Genomic DNA, 20,218 nt, shown 5'->3' on the forward strand with positions numbered 1-20,218 from the left:
TTTTGCCAGCTAGTTGTCGCGCACCTGGTCCTGCACCCAGTCGAGCATGCCACCCGGCACAATCAGCTCATGCCTGGCCCGCGAACAGGCGGTGTACAGCCCCGCGAGCATGCGCGCTCGCTCATTGCGGTTACCGGCGGCGGCAGGCGCAACCATCAGCTCTGGCGAGACCATGACCCGGGCGAACTCCATGTTCTTCACGTCGCGCACCCTGGCCAGGAACAACTTGGGCGCCTTGTCCCAGCGATAACGGCTCTTGGCCTTGGCGAAATCTTCCGGCGTGTAGCCCCTGCGCAGCAGGTTGGCCACAGCAGCAAAGGCCTTGTCGTCGCCCTTGTCCTGTTCCAGCGCCTGCCAGCTGGCATAGCGGAACAGCATGTTGTGCCGCGGGCGCGTGCCGTAGCGGTACAACTCGATGCAGTCCTCGACAAACAGCTCGAACTCCTTGCGCGCACCTTTGAGCAAAACAAACGGTACGCCCTGATGGGTCAGGCGCTGGAACCAGCCGAACAGACCCCATTCGTCATCCACCAGCAGCGCCGTAGGTTGCTCGGGCACCGTCACCGTGTCGAAGAAACTGACCCGGGTGTAGTGCTCGGCGCTGCCGGTAAAGGCCGCCTGCACTGCGGCCGGGTGGGCCAGGATCAGCGGGTTCAGCACGCCCTCCATGGCCGGCCCGGCACGCAGCGAGTGATCGATGCAGCGCTGGCGGATGAACTTGCCGTGGTGCGGGCTGAGGCCGTTGAGGTTCTGCAGGTCGTCGCCCAGGGTAATGATTGCCTGCGGGCTGCGGTCGAGCACGGCGAGCATGGGCGCCGACAGCTCGTGGGCTTCATCGACGATGACATGGCTGAACTGGCTGTCGATCACTTCCAGCGTCAGCGACAGCAGCTTGACCCGGTGATAATCGCGCACCGGCAGCTGAATCTCGCGCGCCGAGGGGCGGATCAGCTGTTGCCAGTACAGGCGCGCCTTTTCCAGCAGCACCTCCTGATCCAACGGCGAAAAGCCGTGGCCCATCCACGGCAAATGGTGCAGTTCGATGGCGGTGTCTGCGCTGCGGCAGAAGCTGCGTACCGCCTTGATGCACAGGGCGACCACTTCACGCGCCGCCAACGGGCCGATGTCCGGCACTGCCAGCCACTGTACGACTTGCGCCTCCTGCGGGCGCCACGACAGTTTGCTGCGGTAGACGTCGCGCAGGCGCCACCCGTTGCTGGTCAGGTCGCGGTCAAGAATTTCATCGGCCAACTGGCCAAAAGTGCGCGCGGTAAACGCCGAGGCGTCCTTGATCCGCGCCTGCAGGGCGCGTAGCTGGCCTTCGGTCATGGCCAGCAGCAAGGTCCGCTGCGGGTCGAGCAAACGGGCGAACTGGTTGATCAGGAAGGTCTTGCCGGTGCCGGCAAACCCCTGCACGGCCACCGACTCGTCAACCCCCGAGAGAAACTCGCGCAGCAAGCGGTTCTGCTGGTCACTCAGGCGCAGATTGCTCGGCAACGACGGCAAGCCGACCGGTCGCAACGGCGTTACCTGCTCGCGATAGGCATCGGCAAAAGTAAAGCTCCAGCCACCTTCGCTGTCGCGCAGGTCGGCAACATCGACAGGCTGCTCGGCCGCCAGCAGGCCGATGCCGTTCTCGCCGAGCATGCCCAGGCCCATGGCGAACACTTCTGGGTCAAAACGGCTGGCGACCTGCTGCTGGAAGCGCGACGGCGCCGCCGCTTCAACCTCATCGGCAATCCGCACGATCTCGGCAAAGCGCCGCTGCTGCGCTTCGACCGAAGGCGCACCCTGCTGGCGCGGCACATTCTGGATAAACAGCACCGCAGCGCTTTCCAGCAGGCTGGCCTGCACAAAGAACTCGCTGGCGTGTTGACTGGCCAGGCCGTCGGCCTGTTCGCTGGTCAGGGGCAGATAAAACATCAGGACCTCGGTACATTACTGCCGCGCACGATACCAGCAATGGCTCTGATCTGCAGAACTGTACCGGGCTACCTGGCCCGCTTCAGCGTCTCGCTGGGCAGCTCGGCAAACAGTTGCCGGTAACTTTCCGAAAAGCGCCCCAGGTGCCAGAACGACCACTGCATGGCCACCTCGGCCACGGTCGCCCCAGCGCCACGCAACAAGTCACGGCGGGCGCCGTTCAAGCGGCGCAGGCGCAGCCAGTGCGCTGGCGGCATGGCGGTGAAGGCCTTGAAGATCTGCTGCAACTGGCGCACGGACACCCCGGCAACTTCGGCCAGCTCGACGAGGTTGAGCGTTTCGTCGGGGCAATCGGCGGCCCAGTCGCTGACCCGGCGCATGACCGCGCGCGCCTCGCTACGCCGGCCATGAGCATCGCCCTGCAGGCGTTGGCTGGCATTGTCGAGAATGAACAGGCAATCCTCGAGCAGCTGTTCGCCCAACGCCCTGCCCTGCAATGGGCTGTCAGCCTCGCCCAGCCGGGTCAGGGTCGCGCTCAGCCAGCTGCCGAACAGGTTGTTCTGCACCGAGTCCAGCGGGGTCATGAACAAGCCTTCCAGGCGGGCGACATCCAGGCCATGGCACTGGAGAAAGTCGCGGCTGAACACCACCGCCACTTCCTGATAGTTCTCGGGCGTGATCCAGATATTGCGGCTGTCTTCGTTGAGCAGGTAAAGGCTGTTCTCGCTGCGATCAAAGCAGAACGTCAACGACCCACTGGGCGCGCTGAAAAACTGCTCAACGCGGGTGTTCAGGCGTTCTTCGTAGACCTCGACGCCCTCAAGCTCCAGGCTGCGCAGTTGGCCATTGAACAACCCCGGCGACATTTGCCGGTATTGCTGCTGCCAGCCGGGCGTTGTGCGCACCTGTTCACTGACATCACTGGTCTGGAAAGCCTGAACTTGCAAGCCGTTGGCGCTGGTCACGCGGCATCCTATATGCACTCTTTTGGTGCATTTGCTGACGAAAGAAGTGGATAGATCAACCCTGCGGGCTGCGCCCAAGATAGCCCCCAGCGCAGCGACTGGGAAGATCCCTTCGCCTGGCGCGATCAAAACCCAACCAAGAGGTCTGTATGAACGCCCCCTTCGATCAGCTTTCCACCTGGCTGAAAGAACACCGCATCACCGAAGTCGAATGCGTGATCAGTGACCTGACCGGCATCGCCCGCGGCAAGATTGCACCCACGGCCAAGTTCCTCCATGAGCGCGGCATGCGCCTGCCTGAAAGCGTGCTGCTGCAGACCGTCACCGGCGACTATGTCGACGACGACATCTACTACGACCTGCTCGACCCGGCCGACATCGACATGATCTGCCGCCCCGACCCGTCGGCGGTGTACCAGATCCCATGGGCCATCGAACCCACCGCCATCGTCATCCACGACACTTTCGACAAGAGAGGCAACCCGATCGAGCTGTCGCCGCGCAACGTTCTCAAGAAAGTCCTCAAGCTCTACGCCGACAAGGGCTGGCAGCCAATCGTCGCGCCGGAGATGGAGTTCTACCTGACCAAGCGCTGCGAAGACCCGGACTTGCCTCTGCAAGTGCCGATGGGCCGCTCCGGGCGCGCTGAAAGTGGCCGTCAGTCGTTCTCGATCGATGCCGCCAACGAATTCGACCCGCTGTTCGAGGACGTCTACGACTGGTGCGAGATCCAGTGCCTGGACCTCGACACGCTGATCCACGAAGACGGCCCGGCGCAGATGGAGATCAACTTCCGCCACGGCGACGCGCTGGACCTGGCCGACCAGATCACCGTGTTCAAACGGACCATGCGCGAGGCCGCGCTCAAGCACAACGTCGCCGCAACGTTCATGGCCAAGCCGATCACCGATGAGCCCGGCAGCGCCATGCACCTGCACCAGAGCGTGGTCGACATCGCCACCGGCAAGCCGATCTTCGCCAATGACGACGGCAGCATGAGCGAGCTGTTCCTGCACCACATCGGTGGCCTGCAGAAGTTCATCCCCAAGGTGTTGCCGATGTTCGCGCCGAACGTCAACTCGTTCCGCCGCTTCCTGCCGGACACTTCGGCCCCGGTCAACGTCGAGTGGGGTGAAGAAAACCGCACCGCCGGACTGCGCGTACCGACCTCAAGCCCCGAGGCCATGCGCGTCGAGAACCGCCTGCCGGGCGCCGATGCCAACCCTTACCTGGCCATTGCTGCGAGTTTGCTCTGCGGCTACCTGGGCATGGTCGGCAAGATCGAGCCGAGCGCTGCAGTACAAGGCCGCGCCTATGAGCGCCGCAGCCTGCGCCTGCCGATTACCATCGAAGACGCGCTGCAGCACATGGAGGAATGCGAAATCATCCAGGACTACCTGGGCAAGCAGTTCGTCCAGGGTTATGTCGCGGTGAAGCGCGCCGAGCACGAGAACTTCAAACGGGTGATCAGTTCGTGGGAGCGCGAGTTCCTGATGATGAGTGTCTGATCATCTGCGGGGCGCCGAGCGCCCCGCCTTACGCAACATCACGACCCAGAATAAAACCAGAGAGGTGTCGACATGCGTCATTTGCAGTCCGTGATCCCCGCAGCATTCGCCCTGATGTTCGGCGCCGCCGCTCAGGCCCAGCCGAGCGTCAGCGTGTACAACTGGACCGACTATATAGGTGAAACCACCCTGGCCGACTTCCAGGCCAGCAGCGGCATCAAAGTGATCTATGACGTGTTCGACTCCAACGAAACCCTGGAGGGCAAGTTGCTCGCCGGGCGCACTGGCTACGACGTGGTGGTGCCGTCCAACCACTTCCTGGCCCGCCAGGCCAAGGCCGGCGCCTTCCTGCCGCTGGACCGCAGCAAGCTGCCGAACTTCAGCAACCTCGACCCCAAGCTGCTCAAGCAGCTGGAGCAGAACGACCCTGGCAATAAATACGCAGTGCCGTACCTGTGGGGCACCAACGGCATCGGCTACAACGTCGACAAGGTCAAGGCGGTGCTGGGCATCGACAAGATCGATTCGTGGGCAGTGCTGTTCGAGCCAGAAAACCTGAAGAAACTGCAAAAATGCGGCGTAGCCTTCATGGACTCGCCGGATGAACTGTTCCCGGCCATGCTCAACTACCTGGGCATGAACCCGCGCAGCGAAAACGAAGCCGATTACAAGAAGGCCGAAGCCAAGCTGGTGGAAATACGGCCGTACATTACCTACTTCCACTCCTCCAAGTACGTTTCCGACCTGGCCAATGGCGATGTCTGCATCGCTTTCGGTTACTCGGGCGACGTATTCCAGGCGGCCAATCGCGCGGTTGAGGCGAAAAACGACGTAAAAATCGCCTACAGCATTCCCAAGGAAGGCAGCAATCTGTGGTTCGACCTGCTGGCCATTCCCAAGGACGCCAGCAACCCTGAACAGGCCCTGGCCTTCATCAATTACCTGCTCGACCCTGAGGTAATCGCCAAAGTCAGCACCACCGTCGGTTATGCCAACGCCAACCTCGCGGCCAAGGCGCACATGGATCCGGCGCTGGTCAACAATCCCGAGATCTACCCGCCGCAAGAGGTGCTCGACAAGCTCTATGTATCGAGCACACCGAGCCCGAAAATCATGCGGGTCATGACCCGTTCCTGGAGCAAGATCAAATCCAACCGCTGAGCCGAGCCTGTGCCATGTCATTAGAGAGCCAACACGCTGCTTCGTACTACGCCGCCACGGCGCGCAGCAGCGCGCCCTACCCTGCGCTGCAAGAACAACTGAGCGCCGACGTCTGCGTGGTCGGTGGCGGCCTGACCGGGGTCAATACTGCGCTGGAACTGGCCGAGCGCGGTTTGTCGGTGATCCTCCTCGAAGCCCGGCGCATCGGCTGGGGCGCGAGCGGGCGCAACGGTGGCCAGCTGATTCGCGGCATCGGCCATGATGTCAGCGGTTTTGCCCGCTATGTCGGCCAGGACGGCGTGCGATATCTGCAACAGGCCGGGATCGACTCGGTCGAGCTGGTGCGCCAGCGCATTACCCAGTACGCCATCGACTGTGACCTGCGCTGGGGCTTCTGCGAGCTGGCCAACACGCCCGCCCAGTTTGCCGCGTTCAAGGACGAGCAAGCGCAACTGGCCGAGCTCGGTTACCGCCATGCCACGCGCTTGGTTGATGCGGCACACATCGGTGAAGTGGTCGCCAGCGAGCAGTACGCAGGCGGGCTGATCGACATGGGTTCAGGCCATCTGCACCCGCTCGACCTGGTCCAGGGTGAAGCGCGCGCTGCGGCAAAGTTGGGCGTGCGTATCTTTGAACAAAGCCCGGTGCTGCGCATCGAGCATGGCCCGAGCGTGACCCTGCACTGCGCCCACGGCAAGGTGCGCGCGCAGAGCCTTGTGCTTGGCTGCAATGCGCACCTGGACGAACTCGAGCCGCGCCTGAGCGGCAAGGTGCTGCCCGCTGGCAGCTACGTGGTGGCGACCGAGCGACTGCCTGAACAGGTGGCACAGGCGTTGATTCCGCAGAACATGGCTTTGTGTGACCAGAAGGTCGGCCTTGATTACTACCGCCTGACCGCCGACAACCGCCTGCTGTTTGGCGGTGCCTGCCACTATTCGGGCCGCGATCCGAAAGACATCGCCGCCTACATGCTGCCCAAGGTGCGCAAGGTGTTCCCGCAACTGGCCGATGTGCGCATCGACTATCAATGGGGCGGCATGATCGGCATCACCGCCAACCGCTTCCCGCAGGTGGGCCGCTTGAGCCAATACCCCAACGTCTACTATGCCCAGGGCTATTCCGGGCATGGCCTGAACGTGACGCACTGGACTGCCAAGCTGCTGGCCGAAGGCATCGCCGTCGGCCACAGCCAGGGCCTGGATGTTTTCAGTGCGGTGCCGCACCTGACCTTCCCGGGCGGCAAGGCCCTACGCTCGCCGCTGCTGGCAGCGGGCATGCTCTGGCATCGGCTGCGCGAAGTACTGGGCTGAGCCCACGGGTGCAGGCCCGCGCCGAATCGGCGCGGGGTTGAGCTGGGTCAGGCGAAGAAGCTGTAGAAGATCGCCGACAAGGTGATCAAACCGATCAAGGTAACGAACACATTGGACAGCTTGCCCGAGTACTTGCGCAGCGCCGGCACCTTGCGTACGGCGTACATCGGCATCAGAAACAGCAGGCAGGCAATCACCGGGCCGCCCATGCTTTCGATCAGGCGCAGGATGCTCGGGTTGAGGGTGGCGACCGCCCAGCACGTCAGCACCATGAACAGCGCGGTAACCCGCTCCAGACGCTTGGCAGGCCAGGCTTTGCCGCGCCCGCGCAGGCTCTTGACGATCATGCCCTGGAAGCCCTCGCTGGCGCCGATGTAGTGGCCGAGGAACGACTTGGTGATTGCCACCAGGGCAATCAGCGGTGCCACGAACGCGATCACCGGGGTCTGGAAGTGGTTGGCCAGGTACGACAACACCGAGATGTTCTGCTCCTTGGCGGCCGCCAGGTCGGCCGGGCTCAACGCCAGCACGCAACTGAAGCAGAAGAACATCACCGTCAGCACCATCATCACGTGCGCGGTTGCCAGCGTGCGGCCGCTCTTGCGGTCAGCGTCGGCGCCATAACGGTGCTTTTGGTCGACGGCGAAGGCCGAGATGATCGGCGAGTGGTTGAACGAGAAGACCATGACCGGGATCGCCAGCCACAACGTCAGCAGCAATTTGTTGACGCTGATGCCTTCACTGGCCTGGGCGAGGAAGGCGCCGTTCCAGTTCGGGATCAGGCTCAGGGCCAGCAGCAATAGTGAGGCGACGAAGGGATAGACCAGGATGCTCATGGCCTTGACGATCATCTGTTGGCCACAGCGCACGATCACCATCAGACCGCAGATCAGCAGCAACGACAGCAGCACACGCGGCGGCGCCGTCACGTGCAACTGATGCTCGAGAAAACTGCTCAGGGTATTGGTCAGGGCAACGCTGTACACCAGCAGGATCGGGAAAATCGCCAGAAAGTACAGCAAGGTGATCAGCTTGCCGGCGCCGGTGCCGAAGTGCTCCTCGACCACCTCGGTGATGTCCTCATTGCCGCTCTTGCGACCGGACAGGACAAAGCGGGTCAAGGCCCGATGTGCATAGAAGGTCATCGGCAACGCCAGCAGCGCGAGGATCATCAACGGCCAGAAGCCGCCGACCCCAGCGTTGATTGGCAGGAACAACGTCCCGGCGCCAATCGCCGTGCCATACAGGCCCAGGGCCCAGGTGGTGTCATGGCGGTTCCAGCGGGTTGCATCCACCGCCGCAGCCGCAACGGCCGCATCCGCACGAACAGTCGTGGTGCTATGTACATCGGTCATCAGATATCGCCTTGTAGTTATTTTTGTCGCTGATACAGCGGGTAGTGCCTTGGAGCTGAGTGCACGCTGCCTTGGCAGATGCGCATTCAGCCCCGTCGAGTACGGGTCAGCACTCGACGTACGCAACGGCGAGGCCGCCGCGTGAGGTTTCCTTGTAGTTGGCGTGCATGTCGGCGCCGGTGTCGCGCATGGTGCGAATCACCCGGTCGAGGGAGATGAAGTGCTCGCCGTCGCCGCGCAGGGCCATCTGCACTGCGTTGATGGCCTTGACGGCGGCAATCGCGTTGCGCTCGATGCAGGGGATCTGCACCAGCCCGCCGACCGGGTCGCAGGTCAGCCCGAGGTTGTGCTCAAGGGCAATTTCGGCGGCGTTTTCCAGCTGCGGTGCGGTCGCGCCGAGCACCTCGGCCAGGCCCGCGGCGGCCATTGAACAGGCCGAACCGACCTCCCCCTGGCAGCCCACTTCGGCGCCGGAAATAGACGCGTTTTTCTTGCACAGAATGCCCACTGCCGCCGCCGCCAGCAGAAACGCCACGACATCGTCGTCGCAGGCGCTGGGGTTGAACTTCATGTAGTAATGCAACACGGCGGGGATGATGCCGGCGGCGCCGTTGGTAGGCGCGGTGACCATGCGCCCGCCAGCGGCGTTTTCTTCATTGACCGCCAGGGCAAACAGATTGACCCACTCCATCGCGCTCAAGGTCGAGCCGATCACGTTGGGCTTGCTGACTTCCTGCAGGCTGCGGTGCAGCCGCGCGGCACGCCGCTTGACGTTGAGCCCACCGGGCAGGATGCCGTCATTGCGCATGCCGTTGGCCACGCACTCGCGCATCGCGGCCCAGATTTTCAGCAGCCCAGCGCGGATGTCATCTTCACTGCGCCAGGCGCGCTCGTTGGCCATCATCAGTTGGCTGACGCTGAGGCCGTGCTGTTTGCACAGGCTGAGCAGTTCGGCAGCGCTGGAAAACTCGTAAGGCAGCTTGACCTGCTCGGCGTTGCTCTGTGGCGCATCGATCTCGGCTTGCTCGACGATGAAGCCGCCCCCGACCGAGTAATAGGTCTGGCTGAACAGGCAGCCCTGCTCGCCCTCGGCATTGAGCGTCATGGCATTGGGGTGGTACGCCAGGCTTTCGTCCAGCAGGAGCATGTCGCGGCCATAATCGAAGTCGACCGGCTGGCGGCCGTCGAGCATCAGGCAGCGCTCCTGCAGCAGCTGGGCGATACGCGGCTCGATGCTGTGCGGATCGATCTGGTCAGGCCACTGCCCCATCAACCCCAGCAGGCAGGCGCGATCAGTGGCATGGCCGACGCCGGTGGCGGACAGCGAACCATACAGGCGCACCTCGACCCGCTGTACCTGAGCCAGTAGCCCGCGCTCGCGCAGCGCCTGGGCGAAGGTTGCGGCGGCGCGCATCGGCCCTACGGTGTGGGAGCTGGAGGGGCCGATGCCAATCTTGAAAAGGTCGAAAACACTGATAGCCATGCTAATGCCTGACCGTGGCGGCCTTGAACACCTGCGCACGGCTCTCTGGAAAAATTGAACGGTGTTGCCAAGTTGGGCGATACTGCCGCGCCACCACGGCAATGACCAACGAAAGATTCTAAGCTAGCCTTTAGCAGGACTAAACGATGAGAAGGCAAATTACTGGCCAGTTCTATGTCTGGCTGCATGTGTTTTCCTGTGCGGCGCGGCACTTGTCGTTCACCCGCTGCGCCGAGGAACTACACATCACGCCCGGCGCGGTCAGCCAACAGATGCGCCAGCTCGAAGAGCATCTGGGCTACCGTTTGTTCCTGCGCAAGGCCCGTGGTGTCGAGCTTTGCGCCGAAGGCCAGCGCCTGGCGCTGACGGTCGCCGAAGCCTACGGCAGCATCGAAGCGGAGTTGCTGCGGCTGGACGCCGGCGATATTCGTGGCACCTTGCGCCTGCGCTCGATCCCGTCATTTCTGGCCAAGTGGCTGACCCCGCGCCTGCCGCGCTTTCAACAGCGCTACCCGGACCTTGAGCTGCGGCTGGTGGCCGAAGACAGCAACCAGGCCCTGCACCCGGATGATTTCGACCTGGCGATCGACCTCAATGACGGCAGCTATCCGGGCATGCTGTCGACGCCGCTGCTCGACGAGCAGATATTCCCGGTGTGCTCACCTGCCCTGCTCCGTGGCCGGCCGCCGCTGCACGGGCCGGCTGACCTGGTGCATTACCCGTTGCTGCACGACATGACCGCCTGGCGCGGCAGTTCGGAGTACGCTGAGTGGGAGTTTTATCTGCAGGGCATTGGTGCCGGTGAGTTGAATGTGCGCCGCGGGCACACCTTCAACCGCAATCACCTGACCATCGAAGCCGCCATTGCCGGGGTTGGCGTGGCGATAGCGCGGCGCACCCTGCTCAATGATGAGCTCGAGCGCGGCGCGCTGATCGTGCCGTTCGGCGTAGCGCTGGCCAACCACAAGCGCTACGTGCTGCATTACCCGCCCGGCGGCTTGAACCAGCCGGGCGCGCGTGCCGTGCATGACTGGCTGGTGGAAGAAGCGCAGGCGTTTCGCGCGCTCCACCCGCTGGCATTGGATGTGTGAGCCGGCTCAGTACGCCTGTTTGCCGGTGAACGCATTGAGCGTGCGCACCAGAATCACGAAGTCCAGCCACAACGACCAGTTGTTGATGTACTCGATGTCCGAGTCGACCCGCTGGATCATCTGGCCGATGTCCTTGGTTTCGCCCCTGAAGCCACGGACCTGGGCCAGCCCGGTCATCCCCGGCTTGATGTTGTGGCGGGCGAAGTAATCGACGATGTCTTGCGAATACAGCGTGTCGTGATGCAGCGCATGCGGCCGTGGGCCAACCAGCGACATTTCCACCAGTCAGCACATTGAACAGCTGTGGCAACTCATCCAGGCTGGTACGCCGGATAAAGGCGCCGACCTTGGTAATCCGCGGGTCGTTTTTCTGCGCCTGCTTGACCACGCCGTTTTCCAGCGGGTGAATGTGCATGCTGCGAAATTTCCAGATGCGGAACGATTCGCCGGTCCAGCCCATGCGTTCCTGGCGGAAGAACACCGGCCCCGGGCTGTCGATCTTGATCGCCAGGGCGATCAGCAGCAGCACCGGCGAAGCACAGAGCAAGATCAACGCGGCCAGCACGCGGTCTTCCAGGTTCTTGAGGAACAGGCTCATGCCGGTCAGCGGGGTTTCCGACAGAGTCAGCACCGGGATCCCGGCGATTTCCCGCACGCTGTGGTTGATCAGCCGCAGCGAGAAGATATCGGGCACCCAGTTGACCGCAATGCACTTGTCGAGCAGCTTCAGATAGACGTCGTTGATGACCTCCGAGCCGCCCAGCGGCGTCACCAGATACACCGTGCGGATCGCATGCTTGGCTACCAGCCCATCGAGCTCGGAGATGTGCCCCAGCACCGGCGGTTTGCCGTCACCGGCGACGCGGCTTTGCTCGTCGGGCTTGTCGATCCACACGCAGCCCACCACACGCTCGCCAAACCAGGGGTTGTTGCTGATCTTCAGGTAAAGAAAGTTGGCAAGATCGCCCGTGCCGATGATCAGCGCATTGTCGGTACGCAGCGCATTGGCCATGAAGCGCTTCTGCACTTCGCGCACTGTGTAGTGCAGGAACAGCTGCAGGAAATAGCCGCTGACGAACAGTTTGCCCACCAGCAAGCGTGAGTAGGTTTCGCTCTGCTTGGTCAGAAACGCCATCACCATCAAGAAACAGAACGTCGCCGACCACGCCTTGAACAAGCGAAACGCCTTGATCGACAGGCCGACGTTGCTGCGGTAGATACCGTAGTGGTCATAGATCACTGCCAGCGCACCGATCAGCAACAGCAGCATGATCACGTAGTCGGAAGTGATGTAGCCGAACTGATCAACGATCAGGTACCAGGCGATGCCAGTCACCGCGATACCGTCAAGCCCAGCCTGAATGGCGTTACTCACGCCACTTCTGCGCTGGAGCAAGGAACGACTGCTTCGGGGCTCGAAAACCATCATCAGACCTCATCAGATGTGAGCGCAGCGATACATCACTGCTTACAACTTTGGTATTACAACCAACTGACTGAACACACTGCCAAGCCAATGCTGCAAGCACGCCGACGATTGAATTCGGCGTAGTTCCGGGGGGGTTATGGGGCATTTGATATCACTGTAGCAGTACCACGGAGAGGCGACGGGGCGAATCATCGTGGCGACGGTTTTTGGCAGATTCGCAGTGTCCGGCACCACCCTCAGCAGGTCGTTTCAGATGCGCTTCGGCGCGGCGCGCAGCGCGCTCGCGGCAGCTTTTCGGTAGCGCAACGCACGCAGCATGAACAGCGGATTGCCGATCACATACCGCTTGAACAGACGCCTGGGCTCACTCAGCAAGCGGTAGGCCCACTCCCCTTTCAAGCGGCGCACCCAGTGCGGCGCGCGGGTGACTTTGCCTCCGAGAAAATCCAGGATGGCGCCGCCGCAGATGATCAGGCACGGCCCAGCGGCTGCAGCCAGTTGCGCTGCGATAGCCTCCTGTTTGGGCATGCCCATGCCCAGCACAATCAACTGCGGCTGATACTGCCTGGCGAGCTCAAGGTAATGTTCAGCGTTGGCAAACCCGTGCTCGACCGAGACCAGCTCGATTGCAAACTGCGCCTGACAGCGAGCACCGGCCTGGCTCACGAATGGCTCCTCGGTGCCCCACAGCGCAACCCGTTTGCCCCGGTACGCCGCGATCAGTTTGGGAATCAGGTCGGTCCCGTTCATGTTCAGGCCTGGCTCGAGTGCCAGTTGGCGATACAGCAGGCCCATGCCGGCGCCATCGCGCAGCAGCAGGTCAGCCGCGCTCAGCGACGCACAATAGCCCTCGCTGGCAGCCACCAGATTCAGCGCATGAGCATTGACGAAGCCCAGCACCGTTGCCTGGTCGGGCGCCGCAAGGGTCACAATCAGCTGTTGCTCGGCAGCCCCATCGACAACCACCAGCAGCTTGCCGAGGATAGCGTCCCAGCGTTGTTGCCATGGCCGCTCATTCATTGACTGTCATCCCGCTTCGAACGCACCCATTCCACCTGACGCTTGAGCAAAAAACCCACGTACAGGGGGATTTTTTTCGCTGCGTAGAATGGCGCATAGAGCAACACCGAGAACGGTATCAGCTCGCGTGAGAAGCGCGCCCAGGCCAGCACCACTGCTGCGCCCATCAGCACCAGCGCAAGGCTGGCGATGGCTGCGGCAAACGCCACGCCGAGCAGTGCGAAGGCCAGCCAACTGACGACGAAGATGGCCATCAGGGCCAATACCAACAAGGCCAATGGTGGCACCAGCAGGTCCAGCGCCATAGCCAACAACGGCCCGTTGCGTTGCAGCAAAGCGGCGCTCAGTAGCTTCGGCCCTTCTGCCAGCAACACGCCTAGATGGCCGTGTTCCCAGCGGGTGCGCTGGTTGCTGAGGCCGTCGTCGCTGGTGGGGAACAGGCTGGTGACCTGGGCCTGCGGGCAAAACAACGGCGGCTTGCCGTCACGGCAAAAATCCAGGCCCAGCTTCAGGTCTTCAACCAGGTGACCGGTGGCCAGATTGGCCTTCGCCAGATCAGCCCAGGCGAAGGCCATGCCGGTGCCCATCAACTGGCATGGCAGCCCTATCCGGGCCCAGCCGCGTGGCCGCACCAGATTCTTTACTCGCCAGGCGAACTCGGCGACTTGCACCTTGAGCCCGGCCCCGGCAGGCGCGCACATCAGGTCAAGGGCCTGCACCGGGCGGCCGGTGGCGAGGCTGCAACGCGCCAGAGTTTCAATCGAGCCAGCACTCAACAGGCAGTCGGCGTCGATGATGATCACCACCTCCGGCGGCGCCGCGGCCAGCTGACGCACGCCGTAGTCCAGGGCATAGCCCTTGCCCCGCAGGTGCTGATGCTCGCGCTCGACCACCTCGGCGCCGGCCGCGCGGGCGAGTGCTGCGGTGCTGTCAGTACAATTGTCGGCGACTACCAGCAGGCGATCACTGTCGAGCAATTGCTGACGGATGCTGGCCAAGGTGGCGCTGATACCCTCTGACTCATTGTGCGCCGGCACCAGCACGGCCACCCGCGGCCTGGGGCCGGCAGCCAAAGGCACCGGCCGCGCCGGCAGGCACGCCAGCACGACCTGGGCAAACAGCACCAGGACCGGCAGCAGAATCAACAGCGCCAACAGCGCCAGCAACCAACTTGTCAGTGTGATCATGCGCCCGCCCTGAAATAGCTGGCCAATTTGGCCGCTTCGGTATCGATGTCGTGGCGCTCCAGCACCCGCTGATGGGCCGCATCGCCCATACGCTGCAGCACCTCGTCCGGTTGCCCAAGGCAGTCGGCCATCGCCGCTGCCAGCTCCTGTACTGCCCCTGCTGGGAACAGCCAGCCATTCTCGCCAGGGCGCACCAGTTCAGGGATGCCCGCCACATAGGTGGTCAGCACAGGGCGGCGCAAGGCCATGGCTTCCATGATCACCACTGGCAGGCCTTCGGCAAAGCTGGGCAAGACCAGGGCGCGAGCGGCGAGTAGCTCCTCGCGAACCTGGCCGCTGCTGATCCAGCCAGTAATACGCACCTGCCCCTGCAGCCCATAGCGGGCAATCAGGGTCTCGAGCTCTGCGCGCATCTCGCCATCGCCGGCCAGCACCAACTCGAACGTCGTGCCTTGCGCGGCCAACTTTTGCGCCGCCTCAAGCAACAGCAACTGGCCCTTCTGCTCGCACAAGCGGCCGACACACACCAGCCGCGGCACTGCCGGAACCGGCACCGGCGGGCCTGCATGGAAGGCCGCTTCCAGCCCGCAGTGCACGACCTTGACCTTGTCCCAATGGGCGTGCGCCACCCAGCGATACAGCTGGCTGCGGCCGTAAGAGCTGACGGCGGCGACAAACGCCGCACGGCGGACCTTCTCACCGATATGCAGAAACTGCGGTTTGTCGAATTCCTCCGGGCCGTGCACAGTGAAGCTGTAGTGCGGCCCGCCCAAGGCATTTGCGAGCATCACCACCTCGGTCGAATTGGTGCCGAAGTGAGAGTGCACATGCTCGGCGCCAAAAGCCTGCAACCACTGCACCACGCGGCACGCCTCGGCCAGGTAGATCAGGTGATAAGGCCAGCTGCGGTCAGCCCGTCGGCCCATGCGCAGGGCCAGCCACAGCGCACGGAAAAACCGCCGCGGCTGAGCGCGCAGAACCTCGAGCAATGGCTTGAGCAGCCCTTTGACGCCATCTTCAAGGACGTAGCGGGTCTTGCTCCGCTCAGCGATATCGTCGTTGTCCTGCAACTCACCGTCCCAACCACGCAGGGCGATCCGCTGTACTTCAATGCCCTGGCGCTCCAACGCGAGGATTTCGCGGCGAATGAAGCTGTGGCTGACCTTCGGGTACTGATTGATGAAATAAGCTATGCGCATAGGCAATCGATCAATCCCTGAATAATTAAATGAACCGCGCCTGCTACTGGCAGCTGCCTAATGCCGAGGGCTCGCGGGCAGCCGCATCGGCCTCGCTGAGCACCTCGTCATAGAAGCCCAGCAACTCGCTGGCCTGGTCGCTGAAGACAATGATGTTGTCCTTGAATGGATTGCGGTGCCGAGCGAAGCGTGGCTGATCATCGAGAATCGCCACGATTGCCTGGCGCAGGTAGGTCTCATCGCCGCTCAAGGGAATGATCGTGCCGTTGACGCCCTCAATGATGTCCTCGACCGTGCCGCCTGAGTGAGTACTGATCACCCAGACGTCGCGAACCAGCGCCTCGCGTACTGCCAGGCCGAAGGTTTCTTTGCATTGAGTGGGGAACAGCAGCACATCGATGCCCGAGAAGAACGCATCCATGGTGGCCTGGGTGTAACCAGGGATGATGCTCACCGTGCCGGGGATCTTGATGCTGTGCCGGTTGAACGAGCGAAAGCCCATGTTCAGCAGGTTGTCGACCACCTTCAACTCGTAGTCGGACCGGTCCAGGCCGCTGAAGGCGCGGATGATCACGTCGATACCCTTGACCGTCGAATCACCGCCGACAAAGCCAAAGCGAATGGTCTGCCCCGGCTGCTTCTGGTAACCGGCCGCCGGCGCCATGATGCCGTTGCGGTTGACCTGGATGTGCTCCGGATCGAAGCCGTTGGCAGCGTACAGGTCCTTGCAGAAGCGACTCGGTGCAAGCAACAGGTTGGCTTGCTTGAGCGTGTCCGCCAGGAGCTTTTGCCGATGTTGGTTGAGCGCCGCGTCGTCGACGCAGGTAGCGCACACCGCCAGGTCAATGCTGGTCTGCCCGCAGTAACGGCCTTGATCGTTGATCATGAACTGGCGCCCGCAGATCCACCAGGCGTCATGCAAGGTCACCACAAATGGGATGCCGGCGCGTGCGCAGCAATCGGCCAGCTGCGCGCCGAGGCCCTGGATCGAATGCAGGTGCACCAGGTCCGGGGCGACGCTTTTGAGTACGGCCTCGAAGATCGGCACGGTGGAATGGTTCTCGAACATGTCCCGGTCGGATATCTGTTCCGACAAGCCCATACCCAGCACTGCCGCGCCCTGCGCCTCGTAGCGATACAGGCTGTAGCGTGGCACGTCGGTATCGGGGATGGCCGTGAATACGAACTGCTGCCAACGGCCGGTAGCGCCAGTCAGCCGCGACATCTGTTCGGCGATGACCGTGGCGCCACCAAAGCTGCGTGGCGCAAAAAAGATGTTGGCCGAGAGCAGACGGCGCCCACTCTTGCTGGGCGGCGCGGCAAGCACTTGCCCCAGCTGCTCTGCGGTCTCTACCAGACACACCTGGCTCGCCCCTGCCTCGCGCATGGCCGTGGCCAGCGGCGGGCTTGCCGCCAGCGCCTGGTCACAGGCCAACAGGGCCTGGCGATGCTGGTTTACGGCGGCCAGCAGGCGGTTGATGGTGTCTTCGCTATGCCCGACAACATCGTCGCGTTGGCCATAAGCCACCGGGTCGAAGATCAGCTCGTCGCTGTCCCACCAACAGTTGACCTGGAGCCGCTTGGCCTCGGCAAACAGCGGGGCCAGTTCGGCTACCGCCGGTAGCTGGTGGAAGATCACCACCGAGCAGGTTTGCAAAGCAATCTGACAGGCACCAGCATCGCGCCAGTCAAACGAAACGCAGTGATGACCCAGGTCTTGAAACATGCGTTGCAACTGCGCCGGGCGGCGTTTCGGCTGCTGGTTGGCGCTGAATTCGCTGAGCAGCAGAACATCCCGTGGGAACAGCTCGCTGGCAGCCACTGCCGGCGCGGCCAGCGGCACTTTGGTGCGGGTCGCCGCCGGGCTCTTCCAGAGCAGCCGCGGCCCTTGCTTGAGCAGCTCGCGAACGATCTTGCGCAAGGTCGGGTAGACACCCGCCTTGCGCAGGTAAGCTCGCAAGCGCTGATCTGCGCGCGGCTCGGTGGTCAGCAGGCGGATCAACTTGGCGACCTTGGTGCTGAAGGTTCGAGAACCGATCGCCGGCTCATCTTCAGGCAGCCTCAGTGCAGAGCCAAGCCGCTGCCGGTGGCTGTGCAACTGACGCTGGCCAACCCCGCCGGGAATGGCCGCCTCGATGCTGGCAAAGACCTGATCCAGCAGCGCGTGGCGGCGGCGATACATGGCCCGTTTCTTCGCAGCGATGTCGTCGGCCGAGCGTCGCGCCGCGGCCACAGGCAGGCTGTAGAAGTCCTGATGCGCGGAGGCTACCGCGCCATGCTCAAGCCAGATGACGTCGTAGTTGGCGGCCAGGTCTTCACCTTTGTCTGCCCCGAAATAGGCATGCCGGTGATGCCGGTAGGCGTCGGCCACGGCATAGATCCGCGTCACGCCAATGGTGCGTGCCAGGCTCTTGAGGGCTTCGATCAGGAAGCTTCTGGGGCGCATGCCTTCGAAGTCCTTGGTCAGGTCGCGATAGATTGCCAGCGAGCGTTCGCTGTCGATGCCTTTGTGGATGCCCTGCACCGCGCCGATTACCAGGTTCAACTGGCCGTCCATATGGCACAGGGTGAATGCCAGCGACGCGACCCGCAGATCCCCCTGGAACAGGTTGAGCACCAGTTCGCCTTCGCGTTTGAACCAGATCGGCCGGTCCAGCACCAGGCTGCAGCCCGGCGAATAGGCCGACAGGTCGCACAGTTGCAGCGACTCGTCGCGGCCCAGCAACAACAAGGTGGGCAGGTAGCGGCTGACCACCTCATAGTGCGAGGCCAGCACACTCAAGCGCAGCGGCGCCTTCCAGGACTTGCTGATGTAGGGCCATTGCACCACACCGATGCAGTCCACTCCGAGACGGGCCATGCGCTGCTTGCCAAGCACCGACGAGATGCGCTGCATGAAGGCGCTCAGCTCAGGCCACTGCCTGGCCATCGCCAGTACCAGCTTGAATTTGTTGTTCAGTGCCCGCAGCGAGTAGCCCGGTTGCAACACAAGCACGCTTTTCGCTAACGATCTAACCATCATCGGCATCTCACTTGTACTCGATCAAACCCGACTTGCCGGCGGCAAACCTGTTCAGCAAAAACTTGACCTGGCCGAGCATCTCGGGGAATTTCGCCAGCACCAGAAACACCGCCTGCAGCCAGTTCTCGCGCGGTGAGCGAGCGCCGCGACGGGCCAGCCGCAGCGCTTGTAGTGGATAGATCAACAGCAGCAGCAACCACACTGGCCCAAGCACCAGGCTGAGCAGGATGATCAACAGCGGAATCAGCAGGCCCCACAGCCAGGCTCGGCGAGACTCGCGCCGCCAGTGCCGCTCGGGCGCCGCGCCATGCAACCAGGCGCCCTCGGCAAAGGCATAGCCGCCGCGCAAGGTGCGCTGCCACCACTGGCTGAAACGGGTCATGGCCGCGTCATGCAAGGTCATTTCCGCGTCCAGCCGCCATATCTTCCAGCCCCGCTTGCGCAGGCGTACGCACAGCTCCGGCTCTTCGCCGGCAATCAGCTCCGGGCGAAAGCCCGACACCGACAAAAATGCCTCGACGCGCATCAACGCATCGCCGCCGCAGGCCTTGGCCTGGCCGATCGGCGTGTCCCACTCAAGGTCACACAGCAGGTTGTACACCGAGTGCTCAGGGAAGCGCTCACGGCGCCGGCCGCAGACCACCGCGACATCGCCCTGGGCATCGAGAAAAGCCTGCGCGGCGGGCAACCAGCCACGGGCCACTTCACAGTCCCCGTCAACGAACTGCACGTAGCGCATCCCGGGCATCAGCCGCTGCAAGCAGGCGAAACCTTCGTTGCGCGCTCGCGCCGCGGTGAACGGTATGGATAGATCCAGCGCCAGCACTGCCACACCATGATCAGCAGCGCGTTGCAGCGAACCGTCGCTGGAGCCTGAATCGACATACACCACCTGCTCCGCTGACCCTGCAAGCGAGGCCAGGCAACGCTCCAGTCGCAAGCCCTCGTTCCGACCAATCACCACTACGCCGATACCTGTCACCATGAGCCTCACTCGCCAAACCGGAGCGCAACCGCGCGCACCTGCTCACTCTGCTGTCATCAATCCTGCGCCAACAATGCAGGTTTTTTCAGTTTGACGGTTGCTGGCACTCCGACCGCCAGGGCGTCATCCGGCACATCGATCAACACCACAGCGTTGCAACCGATCACCACGTTGTTGCCAATGCGGATGTTGCCCAGCACTTTTGCACCCGCACCGATATCGACGTTGTTACCGATGATCGGCGCAATCGGCTCGCTGACGTTCTTCAGGCCAACCACCACGCCGTTGCGAATTCGGCAGTCGTCACCAAATCGAGCATAGCCACTGATGACGATGCCGCCGAAGTGATCGATGACGAAATTGCGCCCGACCACGACTTCGCAAGGCAGCTCGATGCCGGTAATGATCTGGACAAACTTGAACAGCACTTTGTAAATCAGCGAAAACAACTTGCGTAGCAGCGCCGGGCGCACGCCGTAACGCCAGCGGCCAAAACGGTAGACCAGCATCACCCAGAAGCCTTGGGCGCCCCAGTCGCCGCCGTAGGCCTGCAAGTCAGCGCGAATATTGTCGAACATGG

At 62.8% G+C, this 20,218-nt stretch carries 14 protein-coding genes and 2 pseudogenes; 4 read left to right on the top strand and 12 right to left on the bottom strand.

Annotated elements, in window-relative coordinates; translation table 11 throughout:
• Positions 1 to 9: 9 nt before the first annotated feature.
• Both IDM28_RS11450 and IDM28_RS11455 read right to left on the bottom strand, forming a co-directional pair.
• Positions 10 to 1,923, bottom strand: coding sequence for an AAA family ATPase (locus IDM28_RS11450; RefSeq protein ID WP_188035963.1), 1,914 nt, complete (start codon positions 1,921 to 1,923; stop codon positions 10 to 12).
• A gap of 68 nt (positions 1,924 to 1,991) precedes the next feature.
• A complete protein-coding gene (locus IDM28_RS11455) occupies positions 1,992 to 2,888 on the bottom strand; it encodes a helix-turn-helix domain-containing protein (protein ID WP_188035964.1) in 897 nt (298 codons plus the stop codon).
• A 149-nt stretch (positions 2,889 to 3,037) separates the two neighbouring features.
• Between IDM28_RS11455 and IDM28_RS11460 the strand changes: the two genes are divergently transcribed.
• From IDM28_RS11460 to IDM28_RS11470, 3 genes are all read left to right on the top strand, one after another.
• Positions 3,038 to 4,396: a glutamine synthetase family protein gene (locus IDM28_RS11460; protein WP_188035965.1), complete on the top strand. Its 1,359-nt coding sequence runs from the start codon at positions 3,038 to 3,040 to the stop codon at positions 4,394 to 4,396.
• A gap of 72 nt (positions 4,397 to 4,468) precedes the next feature.
• Positions 4,469 to 5,557 carry a polyamine ABC transporter substrate-binding protein gene (locus tag IDM28_RS11465; protein WP_188035966.1) on the top strand — a complete coding sequence of 363 codons (1,089 nt, stop codon included), beginning with the start codon at positions 4,469 to 4,471 and terminating at the stop codon, positions 5,555 to 5,557.
• Between the two features lie 14 nt (positions 5,558 to 5,571).
• Positions 5,572 to 6,867 (top strand): NAD(P)/FAD-dependent oxidoreductase, encoded by a 1,296-nt coding sequence (locus IDM28_RS11470; protein ID WP_181106200.1) that lies wholly within the window; start codon positions 5,572 to 5,574, stop codon positions 6,865 to 6,867.
• 47 nt (positions 6,868 to 6,914) lie between these two features.
• On the opposite strand, the gene IDM28_RS11475 is transcribed toward IDM28_RS11470, so the two are convergent.
• Both IDM28_RS11475 and IDM28_RS11480 read right to left on the bottom strand, forming a co-directional pair.
• Positions 6,915 to 8,222, bottom strand: a complete 1,308-nt coding sequence (locus tag IDM28_RS11475) for a serine/threonine transporter (RefSeq protein ID WP_103437375.1) — start codon at positions 8,220 to 8,222, stop codon at positions 6,915 to 6,917.
• A gap of 106 nt (positions 8,223 to 8,328) precedes the next feature.
• Positions 8,329 to 9,705, bottom strand: a complete 1,377-nt coding sequence (locus IDM28_RS11480) for an L-serine ammonia-lyase (protein WP_188035967.1) — start codon at positions 9,703 to 9,705, stop codon at positions 8,329 to 8,331.
• A 146-nt stretch (positions 9,706 to 9,851) separates the two neighbouring features.
• Between IDM28_RS11480 and IDM28_RS11485 the strand changes: the two genes are divergently transcribed.
• Complete coding sequence (locus IDM28_RS11485; protein ID WP_101319567.1) at positions 9,852 to 10,796, top strand: LysR substrate-binding domain-containing protein; 945 nt, start codon at positions 9,852 to 9,854, stop codon at positions 10,794 to 10,796.
• A gap of 6 nt (positions 10,797 to 10,802) precedes the next feature.
• Here IDM28_RS11485 and IDM28_RS11490 read toward each other — a convergent pair.
• The 8 genes and pseudogenes from IDM28_RS11490 to IDM28_RS11520 all read right to left on the bottom strand — a co-directional run bounded on the left by IDM28_RS11490 (position 10,803) and on the right by IDM28_RS11520 (position 20,216).
• Positions 10,803 to 12,222: pseudogene (locus IDM28_RS11490) on the bottom strand (undecaprenyl-phosphate glucose phosphotransferase).
• A gap of 252 nt (positions 12,223 to 12,474) precedes the next feature.
• Positions 12,475 to 13,245: a WecB/TagA/CpsF family glycosyltransferase gene (locus tag IDM28_RS11495; RefSeq protein WP_188035968.1), complete on the bottom strand. Its 771-nt coding sequence runs from the start codon at positions 13,243 to 13,245 to the stop codon at positions 12,475 to 12,477.
• Positions 13,242 to 14,432 (bottom strand): glycosyltransferase family 2 protein, encoded by a 1,191-nt coding sequence (locus tag IDM28_RS11500; RefSeq protein WP_188035969.1) that lies wholly within the window; start codon positions 14,430 to 14,432, stop codon positions 13,242 to 13,244. The genes IDM28_RS11495 and IDM28_RS11500 overlap by 4 nt, the downstream gene beginning before the upstream one ends.
• Positions 14,429 to 15,631 (bottom strand): glycosyltransferase family 4 protein, encoded by a 1,203-nt coding sequence (locus IDM28_RS11505; protein ID WP_188035970.1) that lies wholly within the window; start codon positions 15,629 to 15,631, stop codon positions 14,429 to 14,431. Before IDM28_RS11505 ends, IDM28_RS11500 begins: the two co-directional genes overlap by 4 nt.
• A 43-nt stretch (positions 15,632 to 15,674) precedes the next feature.
• The gene (locus tag IDM28_RS24030; RefSeq protein WP_316937008.1) at positions 15,675 to 17,357 is read right to left on the bottom strand and encodes a glycosyltransferase family 4 protein; all 1,683 of its coding nucleotides are present in this window, start codon (positions 17,355 to 17,357) and stop codon (positions 15,675 to 15,677) included.
• A 393-nt stretch (positions 17,358 to 17,750) separates the two neighbouring features.
• A pseudogene (locus tag IDM28_RS24035) lies at positions 17,751 to 18,653 on the bottom strand (DUF535 family protein); the annotation flags it as partial.
• Positions 18,654 to 18,660: 7 nt separating this feature from the next.
• Positions 18,661 to 19,638, bottom strand: coding sequence for a glycosyltransferase (locus IDM28_RS11515; RefSeq protein ID WP_101319574.1), 978 nt, complete (start codon positions 19,636 to 19,638; stop codon positions 18,661 to 18,663).
• A gap of 56 nt (positions 19,639 to 19,694) precedes the next feature.
• Positions 19,695 to 20,216: a serine O-acetyltransferase gene (locus tag IDM28_RS11520; protein ID WP_150571683.1), complete on the bottom strand. Its 522-nt coding sequence runs from the start codon at positions 20,214 to 20,216 to the stop codon at positions 19,695 to 19,697.
• Positions 20,217 to 20,218 lie beyond the last annotated feature (2 nt).

Source organism: Pseudomonas sp. EZ-C24 (assembly GCF_014525325.1).
GTDB lineage: Bacteria > Pseudomonadota > Gammaproteobacteria > Pseudomonadales > Pseudomonadaceae > Aquipseudomonas > Aquipseudomonas shirazensis.